21 protein-coding genes are annotated in these 19,244 nt (G+C 61.3%); 18 read left to right on the forward strand and 3 right to left on the reverse strand.

Going from position 1 to position 19,244, the window contains the following annotated elements; all coding sequences use genetic code 11:
- Positions 1-155: 155 nt before the first annotated feature.
- The 7 genes from NKI16_RS21105 to NKI16_RS21135 all read left to right on the forward strand — a co-directional run bounded on the left by NKI16_RS21105 (position 156) and on the right by NKI16_RS21135 (position 6,745).
- Positions 156-1,421 carry an NAD(P)/FAD-dependent oxidoreductase gene (locus NKI16_RS21105; RefSeq protein WP_023675097.1) on the forward strand — a complete coding sequence of 422 codons (1,266 nt, stop codon included), beginning with the start codon at positions 156-158 and terminating at the stop codon, positions 1,419-1,421.
- A 131-nt stretch (positions 1,422-1,552) separates the two neighbouring features.
- Positions 1,553-3,532, forward strand: a complete 1,980-nt coding sequence (locus NKI16_RS21110) for a bifunctional 2',3'-cyclic-nucleotide 2'-phosphodiesterase/3'-nucleotidase (RefSeq protein ID WP_023675096.1) — start codon at positions 1,553-1,555, stop codon at positions 3,530-3,532.
- Between the two features lie 368 nt (positions 3,533-3,900).
- Positions 3,901-4,035, forward strand: a complete 135-nt coding sequence (locus NKI16_RS21115; protein WP_023675095.1) for a hypothetical protein — start codon at positions 3,901-3,903, stop codon at positions 4,033-4,035.
- 102 nt (positions 4,036-4,137) lie between these two features.
- Entirely contained in the window at positions 4,138-4,425 is a 288-nt protein-coding gene (locus NKI16_RS21120) for a Dabb family protein (protein WP_352621726.1), read from the forward strand.
- Positions 4,426-4,521: 96 nt separating this feature from the next.
- Positions 4,522-5,409, forward strand: coding sequence for a VOC family protein (locus NKI16_RS21125; RefSeq protein ID WP_352621728.1), 888 nt, complete (start codon positions 4,522-4,524; stop codon positions 5,407-5,409).
- Complete coding sequence (gene kdsA, locus NKI16_RS21130; protein ID WP_352621730.1) at positions 5,406-6,257, forward strand: 3-deoxy-8-phosphooctulonate synthase; 852 nt, start codon at positions 5,406-5,408, stop codon at positions 6,255-6,257. Before NKI16_RS21125 ends, kdsA begins: the two co-directional genes overlap by 4 nt.
- A 122-nt stretch (positions 6,258-6,379) precedes the next feature.
- Positions 6,380-6,745, forward strand: coding sequence for a PRC-barrel domain-containing protein (locus NKI16_RS21135; RefSeq protein ID WP_023675091.1), 366 nt, complete (start codon positions 6,380-6,382; stop codon positions 6,743-6,745).
- 76 nt (positions 6,746-6,821) lie between these two features.
- Here NKI16_RS21135 and NKI16_RS21140 read toward each other — a convergent pair whose 3' ends face one another.
- A complete protein-coding gene (locus NKI16_RS21140) occupies positions 6,822-6,944 on the reverse strand; it encodes a hypothetical protein (RefSeq protein WP_084642452.1) in 123 nt (40 codons plus the stop codon).
- A gap of 202 nt (positions 6,945-7,146) precedes the next feature.
- Here NKI16_RS21140 and eno point away from each other — a divergent pair, with 202 nt between their 5' ends.
- The 11 genes from eno to NKI16_RS21195 all read left to right on the forward strand — a co-directional run bounded on the left by eno (position 7,147) and on the right by NKI16_RS21195 (position 17,362).
- Entirely contained in the window at positions 7,147-8,421 is a 1,275-nt protein-coding gene (gene eno, locus NKI16_RS21145; RefSeq protein WP_352784195.1) for a phosphopyruvate hydratase, read from the forward strand.
- Positions 8,422-8,552: 131 nt separating this feature from the next.
- On the forward strand, positions 8,553-8,873 hold the full coding sequence (locus NKI16_RS21150) for an FtsB family cell division protein (RefSeq protein ID WP_023675088.1): 321 nt from the start codon (positions 8,553-8,555) through the stop codon (positions 8,871-8,873).
- Between the two features lie 222 nt (positions 8,874-9,095).
- Positions 9,096-10,085: a pyruvate dehydrogenase (acetyl-transferring) E1 component subunit alpha gene (gene pdhA / locus NKI16_RS21155; protein ID WP_245274631.1), complete on the forward strand. Its 990-nt coding sequence runs from the start codon at positions 9,096-9,098 to the stop codon at positions 10,083-10,085.
- Positions 10,086-10,100: 15 nt separating this feature from the next.
- Positions 10,101-11,504, forward strand: coding sequence for a pyruvate dehydrogenase complex E1 component subunit beta (locus NKI16_RS21160; protein WP_352784197.1), 1,404 nt, complete (start codon positions 10,101-10,103; stop codon positions 11,502-11,504).
- 18 nt (positions 11,505-11,522) lie between these two features.
- Positions 11,523-12,899, forward strand: coding sequence for a pyruvate dehydrogenase complex dihydrolipoamide acetyltransferase (locus NKI16_RS21165; RefSeq protein ID WP_352784200.1), 1,377 nt, complete (start codon positions 11,523-11,525; stop codon positions 12,897-12,899).
- A gap of 18 nt (positions 12,900-12,917) precedes the next feature.
- On the forward strand, positions 12,918-13,337 hold the full coding sequence (locus NKI16_RS21170; protein ID WP_023675084.1) for a hypothetical protein: 420 nt from the start codon (positions 12,918-12,920) through the stop codon (positions 13,335-13,337).
- A complete protein-coding gene (locus tag NKI16_RS21175; RefSeq protein ID WP_023675083.1) occupies positions 13,334-13,972 on the forward strand; it encodes an SGNH/GDSL hydrolase family protein in 639 nt (212 codons plus the stop codon). The genes NKI16_RS21170 and NKI16_RS21175 overlap by 4 nt, the downstream gene beginning before the upstream one ends.
- A gap of 11 nt (positions 13,973-13,983) precedes the next feature.
- Complete coding sequence (gene lpdA, locus NKI16_RS21180) at positions 13,984-15,429, forward strand: dihydrolipoyl dehydrogenase (protein ID WP_352784202.1); 1,446 nt, start codon at positions 13,984-13,986, stop codon at positions 15,427-15,429.
- A gap of 98 nt (positions 15,430-15,527) precedes the next feature.
- The gene (locus NKI16_RS21185; RefSeq protein WP_023675081.1) at positions 15,528-15,785 is read left to right on the forward strand and encodes a GlsB/YeaQ/YmgE family stress response membrane protein; all 258 of its coding nucleotides are present in this window, start codon (positions 15,528-15,530) and stop codon (positions 15,783-15,785) included.
- A 137-nt stretch (positions 15,786-15,922) separates the two neighbouring features.
- Positions 15,923-16,888 carry a lipoyl synthase gene (lipA, locus tag NKI16_RS21190; protein WP_352457494.1) on the forward strand — a complete coding sequence of 322 codons (966 nt, stop codon included), beginning with the start codon at positions 15,923-15,925 and terminating at the stop codon, positions 16,886-16,888.
- 12 nt (positions 16,889-16,900) lie between these two features.
- Positions 16,901-17,362, forward strand: coding sequence for a type II toxin-antitoxin system RatA family toxin (locus tag NKI16_RS21195; protein ID WP_352457493.1), 462 nt, complete (start codon positions 16,901-16,903; stop codon positions 17,360-17,362).
- Here NKI16_RS21195 and NKI16_RS21200 read toward each other — a convergent pair.
- Together NKI16_RS21200 and NKI16_RS21205 are read right to left on the reverse strand one after the other, a co-directional pair.
- Complete coding sequence (locus NKI16_RS21200; RefSeq protein WP_352621741.1) at positions 17,338-17,847, reverse strand: CinA family protein; 510 nt, start codon at positions 17,845-17,847, stop codon at positions 17,338-17,340. The two genes, NKI16_RS21195 and NKI16_RS21200, sit on opposite strands and share 25 nt — an antisense overlap.
- Positions 17,844-19,064 (reverse strand): bifunctional 2-C-methyl-D-erythritol 4-phosphate cytidylyltransferase/2-C-methyl-D-erythritol 2,4-cyclodiphosphate synthase, encoded by a 1,221-nt coding sequence (locus NKI16_RS21205; RefSeq protein WP_352784205.1) that lies wholly within the window; start codon positions 19,062-19,064, stop codon positions 17,844-17,846. Before NKI16_RS21205 ends, NKI16_RS21200 begins: the two co-directional genes overlap by 4 nt.
- Between the last annotated feature and the right edge of the window lie 180 nt (positions 19,065-19,244).

Raw genomic sequence — 19,244 nt, forward strand, 5'->3', positions numbered from 1 at the left:
ACCAAGTCGTATCCGGGACGTAAGCTATATCCGGGAATGAGTCTGCAGCATGCGTATTCACGACATCAAGAGACGAGTCCCAGGCAGTTGCAGCGCAGGCATTGCTGCACTGCACAAGGATACTTACATCAGCCTTGGCGAGAGGGATGAGTGAGATGAACATAGCCAACCATCACGTCGTCGTCGTAGGCGCCGGTTTCGGCGGCCTCGAATTCACCCGCGCACTTGCCGGCGCGCCGGTGCGCATCACCATGATCGATAGGCGCAATCATCACCTCTTTCAGCCGCTGCTCTACCAGGTGGCGACGACGGCCCTGGCCACCTCCGAAGTGGCTTGGCCGATCCGCCATCTCCTGCGCAGGCGCAAGGACGTGACGACGCTGCTTGCCACTGTGACTGGCATCGACCGCACCGGCAAGCGGGTGCTGCTGCAGGACGGCGGCACGGTCGCTTACGACACGCTGGTGCTGGCCACCGGCGCGCGGCACGCCTATTTCGGCCATGACGAATGGGAGCCATTCGCCCCGGGCCTGAAGACGCTGGAGGACGCCACGACCATTCGACGGCGTATTCTTTTGGCTTTCGAGCAGGCCGAGCGGGAAACCGATCCCGCCCAGCGCCAGGCATTGCTGACGCTGGCGATCGTCGGCGGCGGGCCGACCGGCGTGGAATTGGCCGGCACCATTGCCGAACTGGCGCACGACACGCTGCGCGGCGAGTTCCGCAACATCGACACGCGGCAGACGCGTGTGGTGCTGATTGAGGCCGGCGACCGCGTTCTTGCCAATTTCGCGCCGGAACTCTCTGATTATGCAATGAAGGCGCTCGAACGGCTCGGCGTGACCGTCGAACTCGGCCGCGCGGTTACGCGCTGCGATGCTGAGGGTGTCGTCTTCGGCGACAGGCATTTGCCGGCCAGGACAATTCTGTGGGCGGCGGGCGTAGCCGCTTCGCCAGCCGCCGAATGGCTCGGCGCGGCAGCGGACCGCGCGGGCAGAGTGCTTGTCGAGCCCGACCTCACTGTACCGGGAAACCCGGAGATTTTCGTCATCGGTGACGCAGCGCACGTCCTGCGGCCGGATGGCCGGCTGGTGCCGGGCGTCGCGCCCGCCGCCAAGCAGCAGGGACGGCACGTCGCCACGGCGATCAAGGCAAGGCTTGCCGGTGACGCGACACCGCGTCCTTTCAGCTACAGGCATGACGGCGATTTGGCGACGATAGGCAAGCGCGCCGCCGCGATCGATTTCGGCTGGATCAAGCTCACCGGCCGGCTTGCCTGGTGGCTATGGGGCTTTGCGCATATTTACTTCCTGATCGGCCTTCGTAACCGGCTTGCGGTTTCCCTGAGTTGGCTATGGATATACTTCACCGGTCAGCGCAGCGCGCGGCTGATCACGCAGGGCGACGACGATAAGGGCTGATTGTTCGCTGCCGGACATTCATCGGCGCGTCACCTCCTCTTGATGGAATCGGCTTCTGGACTCGGCTGGATTTCGGCGCGAAGCTTTGCTTCGGGCAGGACTTGTCACGTCGTGGAAGAAAGAGAAAACGAATGTCCCAATTGCGCCACCTCGTCTCACGCCGCGATTTCCTCGCCGGCGTTGCCGCCAGCGGAGCGCTGATCATGCTGCACCCGTTCTCCGCCCGGGCTCAAGCCAATCAGGCGCATCTGAGGATTATGGAGACGACCGACATCCACGTGAATGTGCTGCCTTACGACTACTACGCCGACAAAGCTAACGACACGATGGGGCTGTCGCGAACGGCATCGTTGATTGAAGCTGTGCGCAAGGAAGCCACCAACGCGATGCTGATCGACAATGGCGACCTTCTGCAGGGCAATCCGATGGGCGACTATATTGCCTACGAGAGGGGGATGAAGGACGGCGACCTGCATCCGGTCATGAAGGGCATGAACGTGCTCGGCTATGAATGTTCGACGCTCGGCAACCACGAATTCAACTATGGCCTGTCGTTCATGGACAAGGTGCTGGCCGGCGCCAATTTTCCGTTCGTCTGCGCCAACCTGATCCGCGGCACCGAACTCGCCGCGAACCCGCGCGACGACAAGCTCTATCTCAAGCCCTATGTCATCCTCGACAAGAAGATCAGGGACGGGTCGGGGGCCGAGCAGCCGATCAGGATCGGCATCATCGGCTTCGTGCCGCCGCAGATCATGGTCTGGGACCTGAAAAATCTCGAGGGCAGTGTCAAGACGCGCGACATCGTCGAGGCGGCCAAGGCGTGGGTGCCGCAAATGAAGGAAGAAGGCGCCGACATCGTCATTGCGCTCTCCCATTCCGGCATCTATGTGAAGCAAAGCGACATGATGGAGAATGCCTCCTTCTTCGTTGCCGGTGTCGAAGGTATCGATGCGGTGTTCACCGGCCACCAGCATCTGGTCTTCCCCGGCAAGAAGGACTTTCAGTCGCTGGACGCCGTCGATACGGCGAAAGGCACGTTGCAAGGCAAGCCCGCCGTCATGGCCGGCTTCTGGGGCTCGCACATGGGGCTGATCGATCTGTTGCTGGAGCGCGACGGATCGACGTGGAAAATCGTTTCGACGACCTCTGAGGCCAGGCCGATCTTTGAGCGGGTCGACAAGACGAACAAGCCGACCGTCGCGGACGACCACCGCATCGTCGACGCGCTCAAACAGGACCACGAGGCGACGCTTGCCTATGTGCGCCGGCCGGTCGGCAAAACCTCGGCGCCGCTCTATTCCTATTTTGCGCTGGTCGCCGACGATCCATCGGTGCAGATCGTCAGCCAGGCGCAGACCTGGTACTTGAAGGACATCCTGAAGAACACAGAGTGGAAGGATATGCCGCTGTTGTCGGCGGCGGCACCGTTCAAGGCGGGCGGGCGCAACGGCGCCGACTATTACACCGACGTGCCGGTGGGCGATATCGCCATCAAGAACGTCGCCGACCTCTACCTCTATCCAAACACGGTGCGCGCCGTCGAAATCACCGGGGCAGAGGTGAAGGAATGGCTGGAAATGTCGGCCGGCATCTTCAACCGGATCGAACCGGGCAAAGCAAACCAGGCGCTCATCAACACCGACTTCCCGTCTTATAATTTCGACGTGATCGACGGCGTCACCTACCGGATCGACCTGTCGCAGCCACCGAAATATGATTCGAAGGGCGGGCTGGTGAATGCTGGCTCGACCCGCATCATTGACTTGATGTTCGACGGCAAACCAATTGGTCCCAAGCGGAAATTCGTCGTCGCCACCAACAACTACCGAGCCGGCGGCGGCGGCAATTTCCCGGAGATCAATGCCTCGAAGATCATCTACGAAGCGCCCGACACCAACCGCGACGTGATCGTGCGCTATATCGTCAGCGAAGGCACCATCAACCCGTCGGCGGATGCCAACTGGTCGTTTGCGCCACTACCGGGAACCAGCGTCGTGTTCGAGACCGGCGCCAAGGCGAGAGAGTTTATTGCGCAGGTGAAGTCGCTGACGATCGAGCCGGCGGGCGAGGGCGAAGCGGGGTTTTCCAAGTACCGCATCACGCTTTGAGGCAAGGATTTGAGCGTCGGCTCGAAACTGTCTCAGCGTTAAGATACTGTCCCGATACGGCCAATCCGTTTGAGACAGGGGGCCTCTTCAAGCAGGTGGTGCGAAACGCCGCTTGACGGCGGCATGACCAGATCCAGCGCGTCCGTCGAAATCCCACCGGAATAATCGTGTGGCAGTTGGTCGATCGAGGCGGGAAGCGGTCGTCGAAGCCGAGCGGGGTTATCTTTCCAAGGCGCCCTGCAGCGGTAGAGCCATTCTGGCCAGCAAGCATCGCAGCCGACAGACCAAAGGCCGTTAAAATTCGGGGAGGGTCCCAGCAGGGCCGGAATCACTATGGTTGCAAGCATCCATATGCGCTAGTTTTAGCCATGCGTTATGTCATCATCATCACGACCGTCACCTTTTTCCTGATCTGGGACGGCATTTACAACCAAGGCCGCTACCTCGACAGGACCATCAGGGAGGTGACCCGCGTCGTGCACTATGTAACCAGCATGGTGTAGTTTCTCTTTTTCGCCACGGTTCGCCGACGCGACATCCTGCCGATTGACGGCACGCTCCCGCTGACACAAAAGAACGCCGGTCCAACGGTCCAGGAGGCTGGGTTGATCCGGCATATCGTTTTCTTCAGCGCACGGCGTAAAGTGGACGTCGAGGCAGTGCGCACGGGCCTCCTGGCGCTTGGCAAGATACCTCATTCGCGTCATTTCGAGGTAACGCTCAACACCAAGGTCGACCCGCTCTCGGATGAGATCGATGTGGTCGTCTACGCCGAGTTCGAGGACGAAGCGGCGCTCGCCGCCTACAAGGCGCATCCGCTCTATGCAGAGACCACCAGCCGGGTCAAACCTCTGCGCGAATTGCGTTATTCGGCCGATATCGTGGCAAGTTGACGAGCCGCCGTCCCCTACGCGCTGATGTGGTCTTTCCGCTGAGGCGTCGGCCAAGCCCTTGAACCATTTTCAGGAATGAGGCACATCGCGCGGGACATGACAGAGAACACCCCCGCAAGCCCTCATCCGCTCGATCACCTGGTGCTGCCGACCGCGAGCCTCGATGTTGCGCGGGCGCGCTTGACCTTGCTCGGCTTTACCGTTGCGCCGACAGGTATCCACCCTTTCGGAACCGAAAACTGCTGTGTCTTCCTCACCGACGGCACCTATCTCGAACCGCTCGCGGTCGCTGACCGGCAGGCCGCGGCAACGGCGATCGCGAACCGCAATGTCTTTGTCGTGCGTGATCGCACGTATCGCGAAGAAAACGGCGATGAAGGATTTTCTGCCGTGGCGCTGGGCACCGAAAGCGCCGCCGCGGACCACGCGCGCTACATGGAAGCCGGTCTGTCGGCGGGAGACGCGCTAAGCTTTTCGCGCGCCTTCACCGATGCGACGGGAAAGAGCGACACCGCATCGTTCAAACTGGCCTTCGCGGCTACAGGCAAGGCAACGGACGCTTTTCTCTTCGCCTGCGAGCGGATCAATGCGCCGAACGTCGACCGCACTGCGTTGCAGGCCCACGCTAATGGCGCAACCGGCATTGTCGAAATCGTGGCAGCCAGTGGCGAACCCTTCGAACAACGCAATGTGATTTCGATCGCGGCTGGGATCAAGGCGCAGGGCGGCGGCACTGTCTATGAGCTGCCGAATGCCGTCGTGACCGTTCTGGATCCTGCAGCCTATTCGGCACGCTTCGGCATTCCTGCCGGCGCGCCATCTGAACTCCGCTTTGCTGGGATCGTCTTTTCGGTTAGGCACGGCGACACCGTCGCAAAGCTGCTTGCAGCCAATTCCGTCGAACACGACATACGCGGCGGTGATATCATCGTGCCGCCGGCGCCAGGGCAGGGCGCAGCCTTCATTTTCCGGGAGATCGCATGAACAAGCTCAATCCTCTGATGCCAAATTCTTCCGTTGCGATCGGCAAGGTCATTTTCGGCAACAGCGCGCCCCTATCGCTGATCGCCGGTCCATGCCAGCTGGAATCGCGGCAGCACGCTTTCGACATGGCCGGTGCACTGAAGGAATTGACGGAACGGCTCGGAATCGGGCTCGTCTACAAGACCAGCTACGACAAGGCCAATCGCACCTCGCTCGGCGGCACGCGCGGTGCCGGACTTGAAGCGGCAATGCCGATCTTCGACGATTTGCGCAACAATTTTTCGCTGCCGATCCTGACCGACGTCCACACTGAGGAACAATGCGCGATCGTCGCGCCGCATGTCGACATTCTGCAGATTCCTGCCTTCCTCAGCCGCCAGACCGATTTGCTGATCGCTGCGGCAAGAACCGGCAAGGTGGTGAATGTGAAGAAGGGGCAATTCCTCGCGCCGTGGGACATGAAGAACGTCGTCGCCAAAATCATCGGCTCCGGCAACGCCAATGTCTTGGTCACCGAGCGCGGCGCATCCTTTGGTTACAACACCCTGGTGTCCGACATGCGGGCGCTGCCGATCATGGCCGAGATCGGCGCGCCGGTGATTTTCGATGCCACCCATTCCGTGCAGCAGCCGGGTGGGCAGGGCGGTTCGTCCGGAGGCGACCGGCGCTTTGTCGAGACGCTGGCGCGCGCGGCCGTCGCGGTTGGCGTCGCCGGCGTCTTCATCGAGACGCACCAGGACCCCGACAACGCGCCTTCCGACGGTCCCAACATGGTGCCGCTAAAGGATCTTCCCGCATTGCTTGAACGGCTGATGGCGTTCGATCGCATTGCCAAAAGCGTGGGTTGAACCAGCAGTTGCGCCACAGCAGCGCGGCCAAGAAAACTTTGAAGAATTTCGAACCCGCCTGGAACCTTAGCCCGCGGCCCTCATTGTCAAAATCTAATGTCAACGACGACGAGGAGCACACCATGACGACCCAGACGGGACACACCGAAGCCATCGCCGCTTCGCGGGTTATCGGCACATCGGTCTACAATACGGAAGGCACTCATATCGGCGACATCGAGGATGTCATGCTCGACAAACTGTCGAACGGAATCATGTTTGCCGTGATCGGTTTTGGCGGATTTCTCGGCATCGGCGAGAAATACCACGCCATTCCGTGGGCGAGCCTTGACTATGATGAGAACAAGGGCGGCTATGTCGTGCCGTTCACCAAAGACCAGCTGATGGCCGCTCCTTCCTATTCGATCAACGAGCTGACCGGCGCCGACGGCGAGGCCGCGCGTGACGCCTCATACAACTACTACAAGGTCGAGCCTTACTGGCACTGACCTTACTGGCACTGACTAAGTCTCCTGGAATCAAAAAGGCCCCCGGGAAATCGGGGGCCTTCGATGTGGCGGGATGCTACTGCGCAATCTGCAGGGCCGGCAAAGGCGACGATCCCTGCGGGGGTTGCTGATTGTCGCACGACGTCAGGAACGCAGCCGCGATCAGGAACAAACTCACAATACCGCTCAACTGGGACATGGCGAAACTCCTCCTGTTTCGCCCCGCGCGACAACAGCCATAAACCAGAAACCGGCATGCCGCGTATGACAAATGATGACAGCGCTTCGTGCTTCGTGAATCCGTAGCGCACGGGCAATATTTGCAAGTGCCCCGATTGCGTTTTGCGGCGCTTTGGCTAAGAGGTGCGCGACGCTTCAATCGATCAATCGGGGACATCGCAATGACGGCCATCATCGACATTGTCGGGCGTGAAATCCTGGACAGCCGCGGAAATCCGACCGTCGAGGTCGACGTCGTGCTTGAAGACGGCTCGATGGGTCGCGCCGCGGTGCCGTCCGGTGCCTCTACCGGCGCGCATGAGGCGGTCGAACTGCGCGATGGCGGCCCCCGCTATCTCGGCAAAGGCGTGCTCACGGCGGTCGAGGCGGTGAACGGCGAGCTGTTCGAGGCGATCGGCGGCATGGAGGCAGAGAATCAGATCCATATCGACCAGACCATGATCGAGCTCGATGGTACGCCCAACAAGAGCCGGCTCGGCGCCAATGCCATCCTCGGCGTGTCGCTGGCTGTGGCCAAGGCCGCGGCCGAAGCGGCCGACCTGCCGCTCTATCGTTATGTCGGCGGCACCAAGGCCCATGTGCTGCCGGTGCCTATGATGAACATCATCAATGGCGGCGCGCATGCCGACAACCCGATCGATTTCCAGGAATTCATGATCCTGCCGATCGGCGCGCCGACGCTGCGCGACGGCGTGCGCTGGGGCTCGGAGATCTTTCATACGCTGCGAAAGAAGCTGAAGGACGCCGGCCATAACACCAATGTCGGCGACGAGGGCGGCTTTGCCCCCAACCTGAAGAGCGCGCCGGCCGCGCTCGACTTCATCATGGAATCGATCGAGCAGGCTGGCTTCAAGCCCGGCGAGGAGGTTACGCTAGGCCTCGACTGCGCGGCGACCGAATTCTTCAAGGATGGCAACTACGTCTATGAAGGCGAGAGGAAAACCCGCGACCCGAAGGCGCAGGCCAAATATCTAGCCAAACTCGCTGCCGACTACCCGATCATCACCATTGAGGACGGCCTGGCCGAGGATGACTGGGACGGTTGGAAAATACTGACGGATCTCATCGGCAAGCAAACGCAGCTGGTTGGCGACGATCTGTTCGTCACCAACACGGCGCGGCTGCGCGACGGCATCCGCATGGGTGTCGCCAATTCGATCCTGGTCAAGGTCAACCAGATCGGCTCGCTTACCGAAACGCTCGACGCCGTCGAGACCGCCCACAAGGCCGGCTATACCGCGGTGATGTCGCACCGCTCGGGCGAGACCGAGGATTCGACCATCGCCGACCTCGCCGTTGCCACCAATTGCGGGCAGATCAAGACGGGCTCGCTGTCGCGCTCGGATCGCATGGCCAAGTACAACCAGCTCATCCGCATTGAGGAGGAGCTCGGCAAGCAGGCGCGATATGCCGGCAAGTCGATCGTGAAAAGCTGATTTCGAGAGAAAATCCGTGACGAGGGCGGGGACATTCCCGCCCTTTTTTGCTTCCAGGCTCTGAATCCAACAGGCTGTAACCGTCCATTAAGCACAATCGGGCGACAAAGGCGGCGTAGAGGATTCGGACCATGTGGACACGCCAGCACAAGCAAAGAAACACCGGCCGGCTGATCATCCCCTCGCTCTGCGTGGTGTTCCTGACTTATTTCGGTTTCCATGCCTATCATGGCGAGTTCGGCATCTATTCCAAGTATCAGCTCGAAGCTGAGACTGCCGAATTGCAGGGCAGGCTCGATGCCGTCAGGGCGCGCCGGATCGATCTCGAGCGCCGCGTTCAGCTGATGCATGAGGGCACGCTGGAGAAGGACATGCTGGACGAGCAGGCGCGCAAGGCGCTTAATCTGTCCCACGCCGACGAGATCACCATCATGCTGCCGGTCGCAAGATAACCTGATCTCAGTTAATCAGCGATATTTGCAATGATTTTAATTGCTTAGATGCATGACAGCCATGCGTTTTCGGCATGGCGAAAGCCTTCCCTGCATGTTAGCCTGCCTCAAATCGGTGGGAGAACTGATCTCCCTCGCTGTCCGCCAAGAGACGCCAACAGGGAGTGATGCATGGCCACCGCCACCAGAAAAGCGCCTGCCAAATCCAAATCAGACGGCAAGATGCCGGGCCTTTCCACCCCGAAGCCTGTTGAATTCACCAAAGACCAGGAGCTTGCCGCCTACCGGCACATGCTGCTCATCCGCCGCTTCGAGGAAAAGGCCGGCCAGCTTTACGGCATGGGCTTCATCGGCGGTTTCTGCCACCTCTACATCGGCCAGGAAGCGGTCGTTACCGGCATGAAGATGGCGCTGATCGACGGCGACCAGATGATCACCGCCTATCGCGACCATGGTCATATGCTGGCCATGGAGTTGTCACCGCGCGGCGTCATGGCCGAACTGACCGGGCGCCGTAGCGGCCTGTCGAGAGGCAAGGGCGGCTCCATGCACATGTTCTCCAAGGAGAAGCATTTTTACGGCGGCCACGGCATCGTCGGCGCGCAAGTGTCGCTCGGCACCGGCATTGCCTTCGCCAACCGCTATCGCGGCAACAACAATGTGACGCTGACCTATTTCGGCGATGGCGCGGCGAACCAGGGCCAGGTCTACGAAAGCTTCAACATGGCCTCGCTGTGGAAGCTTCCGGTGATCTACATCATCGAGAACAACCGCTACGCCATGGGCACCTCGGTCTCGCGCTCGTCGGCCGAGACGGATTTCTCGCACCGCGGCGCGTCCTTCAAGATTCCAGGCATCCAGGTCGACGGCATGGATGTGCGCGCTGTAAAGGCAGCCGGCGACCTGGCCGCCGAATGGTGCCGCGCCGGCAACGGGCCGCTCATTCTCGAAATGCAGACCTATCGTTACCGCGGCCATTCGATGTCGGATCCGGCAAAATACCGCTCCAAGGAAGAAGTGCAGAAAATGCGCTCCGAACGTGACCCGATCGAGCAGGTTAAAGCGCGGCTGCTCGACAAGAAATGGGCAAGCGAGGACGAGCTCAAGGCCATCGACAAGGAAGTCCGCGACGTTGTCGCCGACGCCGCAGAATTTGCCCAGAACGACGCGGAGCCGGATCCGTCCGAGCTCTGGACCGACATCGTACTTTAACGAGAGGGCAAGGACATGCCGATCGAAATTCTCATGCCCGCCCTCTCGCCGACCATGGAAGAGGGTAATGTTTCCAAGTGGTTGAAGAAAGAGGGCGACAAGGTCGCGGCGGGTGACGCCATTGCCGAGATTGAGACCGACAAGGCAACGATGGAAGTCGAAGCCGTGGACGACGGCACGCTTGCCAAGATCGTGGTTCCTGCCGGCACCGAGGGTGTCAAAGTCAACACGCTGATCGCCGTGCTGGCCGTCGATGGCGAAGACATCGACGAGGCAGGCGAAGGTATCGGCGAGGAGGCTGTTGAGTCGCAAGCGGAAGCGCCCGCGGCTGCTCCGCCCCCCGCGGCTGCTCCGGCCAAGAACGAAGCGGCAGCACCTGTTGCCGCCTCGCCCAAGCTGGAAATTGCCGCCGATCCCGACATCCCGGCCGGCACCGAAATGGTCTCGACCACAGTGCGTGAAGCCTTGCGCGATGCAATGGCGGAGGAAATGCGCCGCGACGGCGACGTCTTCGTCATGGGCGAGGAAGTCGCCGAGTACCAGGGCGCCTACAAGATCACACAAGGCCTGTTGCAGGAATTCGGTCCGAGACGCGTGGTCGACACGCCGATCACCGAGCACGGCTTTGCCGGCGTTGGTGTTGGCGCGGCGATGGCCGGCCTGAAGCCGATCGTCGAATTCATGACCTTCAACTTCGCCATGCAGGCGATCGACCAGATCATCAATTCAGCCGCCAAGACGCTCTACATGTCCGGCGGCCAGATGGGCGCCCCGATCGTCTTTCGCGGCCCGAACGGCGCTGCTGCCCGCGTCGCCGCGCAGCATTCGCAGTGCTATGCCGCCTGGTACAGCCATATTCCTGGATTGAAGGTGGTGATGCCTTATACCGCCGCCGACGCCAAGGGTCTGCTCAAGGCGGCGATCCGCGACCCGAACCCGGTCATCTTCCTCGAGAACGAAATCCTCTACGGCCACTCCTTCGACGTGCCGAAGATGGACGATTTCGTGCTGCCGATCGGCAAGGCGCGCATTCACAAATCCGGCAAGGACGTGACCATCGTCTCGTTCGGCATCGGCATGACCTACGCGCTCAAGGCGGAGGCGGAGTTGCGCGGCATGGGCATCGATGCCGAGATCATCGACTTGCGCACCATCCGCCCGCTCGACTTCGACACGATCATCGCCTCGGTCAAAAAGACCAATCGCCTCGTGGTGGTCGAGGAAGGCTTTCCGCAGAACTCGGTCGGCGACCATATCGCCAATCAGGTCTCGCAGCGCGCCTTCGATTTCCTCGATGCACCGGTCATTACAATTGCCGGCAAGGACGTGCCGATGCCCTATGCGGCGAACCTCGAAAAGCTGGCGCTGCCCAATGTCGGCGAGGTCGTCGAGGCGGTCAAAGCCGTCACGTATCGCTGAGCAGGGCGGGAGGACAAAATGCCGATCAACATCACCATGCCGGCGCTGTCGCCCACAATGGAAGAGGGCAATCTTTCCAAGTGGCTGGTCAAGGAAGGCGATAAGGTTTCGCCCGGCGACGTGATTGCCGAGATCGAGACCGACAAGGCGACGATGGAAGTCGAAGCCGTCGACGAGGGCACGGTCGCCAAGCTGGTGGTTCCGGCCGGCACAGAAGGCGTCAAGGTCAATGCGCTGATCGCGGTGCTGGCTGCCGAGGGCGAGGATGCTGCTTCTGCCGCCAAAAGCGGTGATGGCGCTGCGCCGGCCAAGGCTGAGGCTCCGAAAGCGGAAGCCCCTAAAGCTGAAACATCAAAGCCCGAAGCGTCGAAGCAGGAGCCTGCCGCACCTGCGCCTAAGGCGGAAGCGGTGCCGGTCGCCAACGGCCACGCAAGCGGTGAGCGCATCTTCGCCTCGCCGCTGGCCCGGCGCATTGCCAGGGAAGCCGGCGTCGATGTCGCGGCGCTGACAGGCTCCGGCCCCCGCGGCCGCGTAGTAAAGGCCGATGTCGATGCCGCAATTTCCAGTGGCGGCGCCAAGGCGGCACCAGCAGCAAAAGCGGCGCCCCCCGGCACTCCGGCACCTGCGGCCGCAGCACCCAAGGCGATGTCGGACGAGCAGGTGCTCAAACTGTTTGCCGAAGGCTCCTACGAGCTGATCCCGCACGACAATATGCGCAAGACCATTGCGCGGCGGCTGGTCGAAGCCAAGACCACCATCCCGCATTTCTATCTGACGCTCGACTGCGAGCTCGACGCACTTCTGGCCCTGCGCACGCAGATCAATGCGGCCGCGCCGGTGAAGAAGACCGAGAAGGGCGAAACGCCGGCCTACAAGCTGTCGGTCAACGACATGGTCATCAAGGCTCTTGCCATGGCGCTGATGGCGGTTCCGGATGCCAATGCGTCGTGGACAGAAAACGCCATGATCAAGCACAAGCACGCTGATGTCGGCGTTGCCGTATCGATCCCCGGCGGCCTGATTACCCCGATCATCCGGCGTGCTGACGAAAAGACGATGTCCGTCATCTCCAACGAGATGAAGGATCTTGCCGGCCGCGCCCGCAGCCGCAAGCTGAAGCCGGAAGAATATCAGGGCGGCACCACGGCGGTGTCCAATCTCGGCATGTTCGGCATCAAGGATTTTTCTGCCGTCATCAACCCGCCGCATGCGACGATCCTGGCGGTCGGCGCCGGCGAGCAACGCGCAGTGGTCAAGAACGGCGAGATCAAGATCGCCACAATCATGTCGGTGACGCTGTCGACCGATCACCGCGCCGTCGACGGTGCGCTCGGCGCCGAGCTGCTCGTCGCCTTCAAGCGTATGATCGAAAATCCAATGGGCATGCTGGTTTAAGAGAAGGGAAACAGGGCGGTGCGGAAATTCTTCACCAGCCTTTTTGCCTTCTTTCTTTCCGGTTTGGCCGGCGGATTGGTGGTGCAGTGGCTCGCCGTCGCCACCAAGGCCGACGTGGAGTACATCCTTGTATTCATGATCTCGGCTCTCGTCACCATCTTCGCGACGCTCGCATTCTTCATCGCACAATTCATGTCGGACCCACGACGGGCAACAAAACTGACCGCGACCATAGGGGTAGCATCTTTTGTGCTCGTTGGAGTTTCCCTGATCGGCTGGACTTTCTCCCAGCCGCCGGGCAAGCGCGAGTGGTCGGGCGATCTTCCTATCGTCGCCGGTCTCGTCCTGCCAGGCATCGCTACGGTGCTGGTCCAGTGGCTTTTCGTGCGCTGGCGATTGGCGCGCTCGCAACCAGGTTTCGGCGGGGCAGGCACATGAAGACGGTCCTCTGCTACGGCGATTCGCTTACCTGGGGCTATGACGCGGCAAACCTCGGCCGGCATCCGCTGGAAGATCGCTGGCCGAGCGTGCTGCAGGCGGCATTGGGCAGCGGCGTCGAGGTCATCGCCGAAGGCCTGAATGGCCGAACCACCGCCTTTGACGATCACTTGGCCGGAGCGGACCGCAATGGCGCAAGGCTGTTGCCAACAATCCTGACGACGCATGCGCCGATCGACTTGATCGTCATCATGCTCGGCGCCAACGATATGAAGCCGTGGATTCACGGTAATCCGGTCGCGGCCAAACAAGGTATGCAACGCCTGATCGATATCGTGCGCGGTCATGATTACCCGTTCGATTGGCCGGCGCCGCAGATCCTGATCGTCGCGCCGCCCGTAGTCAGCCGCACGGAAAACGCCGAGTTCAAGGAAATGTTCGCCGGCGGCGATGACGCGTCAAAGAGGCTGGCGCCGCAATATTCCGCCCTTGCCGACGAGGCCGGCTGCGGCTTCTTCGATGCCGGCACGGTGGCCAAAACCACGCCGCTCGACGGCGTCCACCTGGACGCGGAAAACACGCGGAACGTCGGGCAAGCGCTGGCGCCGCTCGTGCGCCTCATGTTGGAATTGTGAAGGAGAAAGCCGTGGCTGAGAACTACGACGTCATCATCATCGGCTCCGGCCCCGGCGGCTATGTCACTGCAGTGCGTTCGGCCCAGCTTGGCTTCAAGACGGCGATCGTCGAGCGCGAGCACTTGGGCGGCATCTGCCTCAACTGGGGCTGCATTCCGACCAAAGCGCTGCTGCGCTCCGCCGAGATCATGCACTATTCGGATCATCTGAAGGACTACGGCCTGAAGATCGATGGCAAGGTCGGCGTCGACACAGCCGCCGTCGTCGATCGCTCGCGAAAGGTCTCGCTGCGGCTCAACGGCGGCGTCGGCTTCCTGATGAAGAAGAACAAGGTCGACGTCATCTGGGGCGAAGCCAAGCTGACCAAACCTGGCGAGATCGTCGTGTCGAAATCGTCGAAGAAGCCGATGGAGCCGCAGCCGCCGGCGCCCAAGGGCGTCAAGGGCGAGGGCACCTATAGCGCCAAGCACATCATCCTGGCGACCGGCGCCAGGCCGCGCGCCCTGCCTGGCATCGAGCCTGACGGCAAGTTGATCTGGACCTATTTCGAGGCGATGGTGCCGAAAGAGATGCCGAAATCGCTGCTGGTGATGGGCTCGGGCGCCATCGGCATCGAGTTCGCCTCGTTCTACCGCACCATGGGCGCCGAGGTGACGGTGGTCGAACTGCTGCCGGCTGTGATGCCGGTCGAGGACGCCGAGGTCTCGAAATTCGCGCAGAAGCAGTTCGAGAAGCAGGGCATGAAGATCATCCTAGAAGCCAAGGTGACCAAGGTCGAGAAGGGCACTAACTCGGTCACCGCGCATGTCGAGATGAAGGACGGCAAGGTCGAGAAGATCACCGCCGATCGCATGATCTCGGCCGTCGGCGTACAAGGCAATATCGAGAACCTCGGCCTCGAGACGCTCGGCGTGAAGACGGACCGCGGTTGCGTCGTCGTCGACGGCTACGGCAAGACCAATGTGCCGGGCGTCTACGCCATCGGCGACGTTGCCGGACCGCCGATGCTCGCCCACAAGGCCGAGCATGAGGGCGTGGTCTGTGTGGAAAAGATCGCCACTTTCCCCGGCGTGCATGCCATCGACAAGCTGAAGATCCCGGGCTGCACCTATTGCAATCCGCAAGTCGCCTCGGTCGGACTGACGGAAGCCAAAGCGAAAGCCGACGGAAAGGACATCCGCGTCGGCCGCTTTCAGTTCGCGGCAAACGGCAAGGCGATTGCGCTCGGCGAGGACCAAGGCTTCGTCAAGACCATTTTCGACAAGAAGACCGGCCAGTTGCTGGGTGCCCACATGGTCGGCGCAGAAGTAACCGAACTGATCCAGGGCTTCGTCGTGGCGATGAATCTGGAGACCACCGAGGAAGAGCTGATGCACACGATCTTCCCGCACCCGACGCTGTCGGAGATGATGAAGGAGAGTGTACTCGACGCCTATGGCCGCGCACTGAATGCATGATAAATTAGTTGGGCGAGTCTCACACGGAAGACACAAAGGAACTCGACGGCAGAGCAATTCGTTTCGCAGGCATCATCCATCATACAAGGAGAGGGCATATGGAAATGAACGGCGTGGGCTGGGTTGCAGCCATCATCATCGGCGGCCTGGCGGGATGGCTCGCCGAGATGGTCATGAAGAGCAATACCGGCATCCTCATGAACATCGTTCTCGGCATTGTCGGCGCAATCGTGTTGAACGCCATCTTGCAGGCCCTGAACATCGGCATCTTCGGCGTCGGCTGGATAGCCTATCTGATCACCGGCTTCATCGGTGCCTGCATTCTGATTGCGGTCGGACGACTGGTGCGCCGCTAACCTCTGTCGGCACTTGCTATGCGAAAAAGGCCACCGCGGCATGCGTGATCGCGGCCTTTTTCTTTTCGCCGAAAAGTCCTAGATGACGTGGGTAGAGCGAGCGCTGGACAAGCGCTTGCCAATGAGCCGGGTTTCACATGGTCACCGTCCTCGACACGATTGCCAATGCGCCGCGCCTGCGGCATCCCGAAAAGGCGCACAAGCCGGATCAGGACGTACTGCGCAAGCCTGACTGGATCCGCGTCAAGGCGCCGATGTCGAAAGGCTATGCCGAGACGCGCGAAATCGTGAAGTCTCACAAACTGGTGACGGTTTGCGAAGAGGCGGGCTGCCCCAATATCGGCGAGTGCTGGGAGAAGAAGCACGCCACCTTCATGATCATGGGCGAGATCTGCACGCGGGCCTGCGCCTTTTGCAATGTCGCCACCGGCATCCCGACCGCACTCGATCCCGACGAGCCGGCGCGTGTCGCGCATGCGGTCAAGCAAATGGGCTTGAGCCATGTCGTCATCACCTCCGTCGATCGCGACGATCTCGCCGATGGCGGGGCCCAGCATTTTGCCGATGTCATCCGTGCGATCAGGGCAGCAACCCCGTCGACGACGATCGAAATCCTGACGCCCGATTTCCTGCGCAAGGACGGTGCACTGGAGATCGTCGTGGCGGCCAAGCCGGACGTTTTCAACCATAATCTCGAGACCGTGCCGTCTAACTATCTGACGGTTCGGCCGGGTGCGCGCTATTTCCACTCGATCAGGCTCTTGCAGCGGGTCAAGGAACTCGACCCCTCGATCTTCACCAAGTCCGGCATCATGGTCGGCCTTGGCGAGGAGCGGAACGAAATCCTGCAGCTGATGGACGATTTGCGTTCGGCCAATGTCGATTTCATGACCATCGGCCAATATCTGCAGCCGTCGAAGAAGCACCATCCGGTGATCCGCTTCGTCACGCCGGAGGAATTCAAGTCCTTTGAGACGATCGGCAGGACCAAGGGCTTCCTGCTGGTAGCGTCGAGCCCGCTGACGCGCTCGTCGCACCATGCCGGGGACGACTTTGCCAGGTTGCGCGCGGCGCGCGAAGCGTTTCTCAGGAAGTCCGCCTAACACACTGGTTTCATGCCACAATTCGAAGCCCATCGCCGCGTTGCGCATACGCCGGAACAGATGTTCGCTCTGGTTGCCGATATCGAATCCTATCCGCAATTCCTGCCGCTTTGCGAGGCACTTACGGTTCGTTCGCGCAAGGAACGCAACGGACGCACTCTGCTCATCGCGGACATGAGCATCGGCTACAAGGCGATCCGCGAGACTTTCACCACGCAGGTGCTGCTGAAGCCTGACGAGAACGCCATCGACGTCAAATACATCGACGGCCCGTTCAAATATCTCAGCAATGTCTGGCGCTTCGACCCGGCGGACGGCGGCGGTTGCAACGTCTGTTTCTTTATCGATTATGAGTTCAAGAGCCGCATTCTGGGTGCGCTCATGGGAACCATGTTCGACCGCGCCTTCCGCATGTTCTCCGAGGCGTTCGAGAAACGTGCCGAAATCATCTACGGCGCGCCATCGGCAGCCTGATCCGCGGCGAGCGCGCGTAAACCCAGTTCAAGCGCATGTCGGACCGTCTCCCGGCGGATGAAATCACGGCCCTTGTCGGCGAACAGCTGGCATTCGCTGACCACCGGCCGGCCAGCCACGGCAACGCCGAACCAGACCAGGCCGACAGGTTTTTCCGCAGAGCCGCCGTCCGGACCGGCGATGCCAGTCACCGCCAGGGCGAGCCCGGCCGGCGAATGCGCCAAGGCTCCGGCCGCCATCTCCACCGCAGTCTCGCGCGAGACCGCGCCGTGCGCCTCGAGCGTAGCGGCCGAGACGCCGAGCATCTCGGTCTTGGCCTGGTTGGAATAGGTGATGAAGCCGCGATCGATCACCGCGGAAGAGCCGGCGATGTCGGTCAGCGCGGCGATGATCATGCCGCCGGTGCAGCTCTCCGCCGTCGCCAGCATGATGCCGCGCTGCTGGCAGGCCTGAAGCAGGGCATCTGCGAGATCGCTATTGCTCACTCGGGGACATCCCCTGGAAACACAACGCTGGCGGTCGCGATGGCCGCTATGCCTTCCTCACGGCCGACGAAGCCGAGCTTCTCATTGGTTGTCGCCTTGATCGAGATGCGATTGCGCGAAATTCGCAGCATTGCCGAAAGCGCTTCGGTCATTGCCTCGCGATGTGGGCCGACGCGCGGCGCCTCGCAGATCAGGGTGATGTCGGCGTTGGCAATGCGCCCGCCGCCCTCGCGCACCAGCTTCACCGCGTGTTCGACGAAGATGCGTGAAGCGGCCCCTTTCCACTGCGGGTCGGAGGGCGGGAAATGCGTGCCGATGTCACCGGCGCCGCAGGTGGCCAGCAGTGCGTCGGTCAAGGCGTGGAGACCGACATCGGCATCCGAATGGCCGGACAATTTCTTGCCGTGCGGAATAGCTACACCGCACAGGGTGACATGGTCGCCGGGCTCGAAGGCATGGACGTCATAGCCATTGCCGGTTCGGATGTCGGGAAAACGTGGGGCGCTGGAAAGCCGCTGATCCGCCATTGCAATATCCCGTGCCCAGGTCAGTTTGACATTGTCCGGCGAGCCGGGAACGATCTTCACCGGAATATGCGCCCATTCGGCGATAGCCGCATCGTCGGTGAAATCCGCCTTGCCCAGATGATGAGCCTTTTCGTGCGCAGCCAGGATCGGCCAGAACGGAAAGCCTTGTGGTGTTTGTGCGGCATGGAGCCCGGCCCTGGACACTGTTTCGCCGATCATGCCTTCGGCCGTTTCGCGCTTCAGCGTATCAGCAACGGGCAAAGCAGGCAGCGCTCCCTGGCGCTCTTCAATGGCGGCGATCGTACGGTCTATCAGTTCCGCATCGACAAACGGCCGAGCCGCGTCATGGATCAGCACCCGGCCCGGCGCATGGCTTCTCAACGCCAGCAGTCCAAGCCGGACGGACTCCTGCCGTGACGTACCGCCGATCACAGCGACGACACGGTCGGCGTTCGCGCCCGCGGCGCGGCGGAAAAGCGCGTCGTCTTCGGCATGTATAGCAACGACGACAGCTCCAATTTTCGGATGCGTCAGAAAGGCGTCGAGCGTGCGTGCGATAACGGCGCCGCCGCCAATCTGCTGGTACTGCTTCGGCCCATTGGCCTGTCCGGCGCGCGCGCCGCGGCCGGCGGCAACGATGACCACCGCGACCTTGTCGTCCGCAGCTTGCTTTTCGCTCACATCTCTCATGCCGAGACGCTTAGCGCATGATCCCGAAAAGTGGTATCGCTTTCGGAAGACCTGGGATTGATGCTATCCGGCGATCCGTATTTTCCCAAATGCGCCTTAATATCACGACATTGCGCGTTGCACATTGCCATCATTCTGGCTAGAGAATGTGCAGCAATCGAAGGTGCTTGGTTTTTGTGC

The sequence above is a fragment of the Mesorhizobium sp. M0698 genome, assembly GCF_040320455.1.
In the GTDB taxonomy this organism is placed as follows: domain Bacteria; phylum Pseudomonadota; class Alphaproteobacteria; order Rhizobiales; family Rhizobiaceae; genus Mesorhizobium.

Coding starts and splice junctions, on each gene's coding strand:
- NKI16_RS21175 (WP_023675083.1), top strand. CDS start 13,334: ATGAAGACGGTCCTCTGCTACGGCGATTCGCTTACCTGGGGCTATGAC.
- NKI16_RS21140 (WP_084642452.1), bottom strand. CDS start 6,944: ATGTCCCAGTTGAGCGGTATTGTGAGTTTGTTCCTGATCGCGGCTGCG.
- kdsA (WP_352621730.1), top strand. CDS start 5,406: ATGAACAAGCTCAATCCTCTGATGCCAAATTCTTCCGTTGCGATCGGC.
- NKI16_RS21165 (WP_352784200.1), top strand. CDS start 11,523: ATGCCGATCAACATCACCATGCCGGCGCTGTCGCCCACAATGGAAGAG.
- NKI16_RS21185 (WP_023675081.1), top strand. CDS start 15,528: ATGGAAATGAACGGCGTGGGCTGGGTTGCAGCCATCATCATCGGCGGC.
- NKI16_RS21125 (WP_352621728.1), top strand. CDS start 4,522: ATGACAGAGAACACCCCCGCAAGCCCTCATCCGCTCGATCACCTGGTG.
- NKI16_RS21150 (WP_023675088.1), top strand. CDS start 8,553: ATGTGGACACGCCAGCACAAGCAAAGAAACACCGGCCGGCTGATCATC.
- NKI16_RS21105 (WP_023675097.1), top strand. CDS start 156: ATGAACATAGCCAACCATCACGTCGTCGTCGTAGGCGCCGGTTTCGGC.
- NKI16_RS21110 (WP_023675096.1), top strand. CDS start 1,553: ATGTCCCAATTGCGCCACCTCGTCTCACGCCGCGATTTCCTCGCCGGC.
- NKI16_RS21205 (WP_352784205.1), bottom strand. CDS start 19,064: ATGAGAGATGTGAGCGAAAAGCAAGCTGCGGACGACAAGGTCGCGGTG.
- NKI16_RS21195 (WP_352457493.1), top strand. CDS start 16,901: ATGCCACAATTCGAAGCCCATCGCCGCGTTGCGCATACGCCGGAACAG.
- lipA (WP_352457494.1), top strand. CDS start 15,923: ATGGTCACCGTCCTCGACACGATTGCCAATGCGCCGCGCCTGCGGCAT.
- NKI16_RS21160 (WP_352784197.1), top strand. CDS start 10,101: ATGCCGATCGAAATTCTCATGCCCGCCCTCTCGCCGACCATGGAAGAG.
- eno (WP_352784195.1), top strand. CDS start 7,147: ATGACGGCCATCATCGACATTGTCGGGCGTGAAATCCTGGACAGCCGC.
- pdhA (WP_245274631.1), top strand. CDS start 9,096: ATGCCGGGCCTTTCCACCCCGAAGCCTGTTGAATTCACCAAAGACCAG.
- NKI16_RS21115 (WP_023675095.1), top strand. CDS start 3,901: ATGCGTTATGTCATCATCATCACGACCGTCACCTTTTTCCTGATCTGG.
- NKI16_RS21135 (WP_023675091.1), top strand. CDS start 6,380: ATGACGACCCAGACGGGACACACCGAAGCCATCGCCGCTTCGCGGGTT.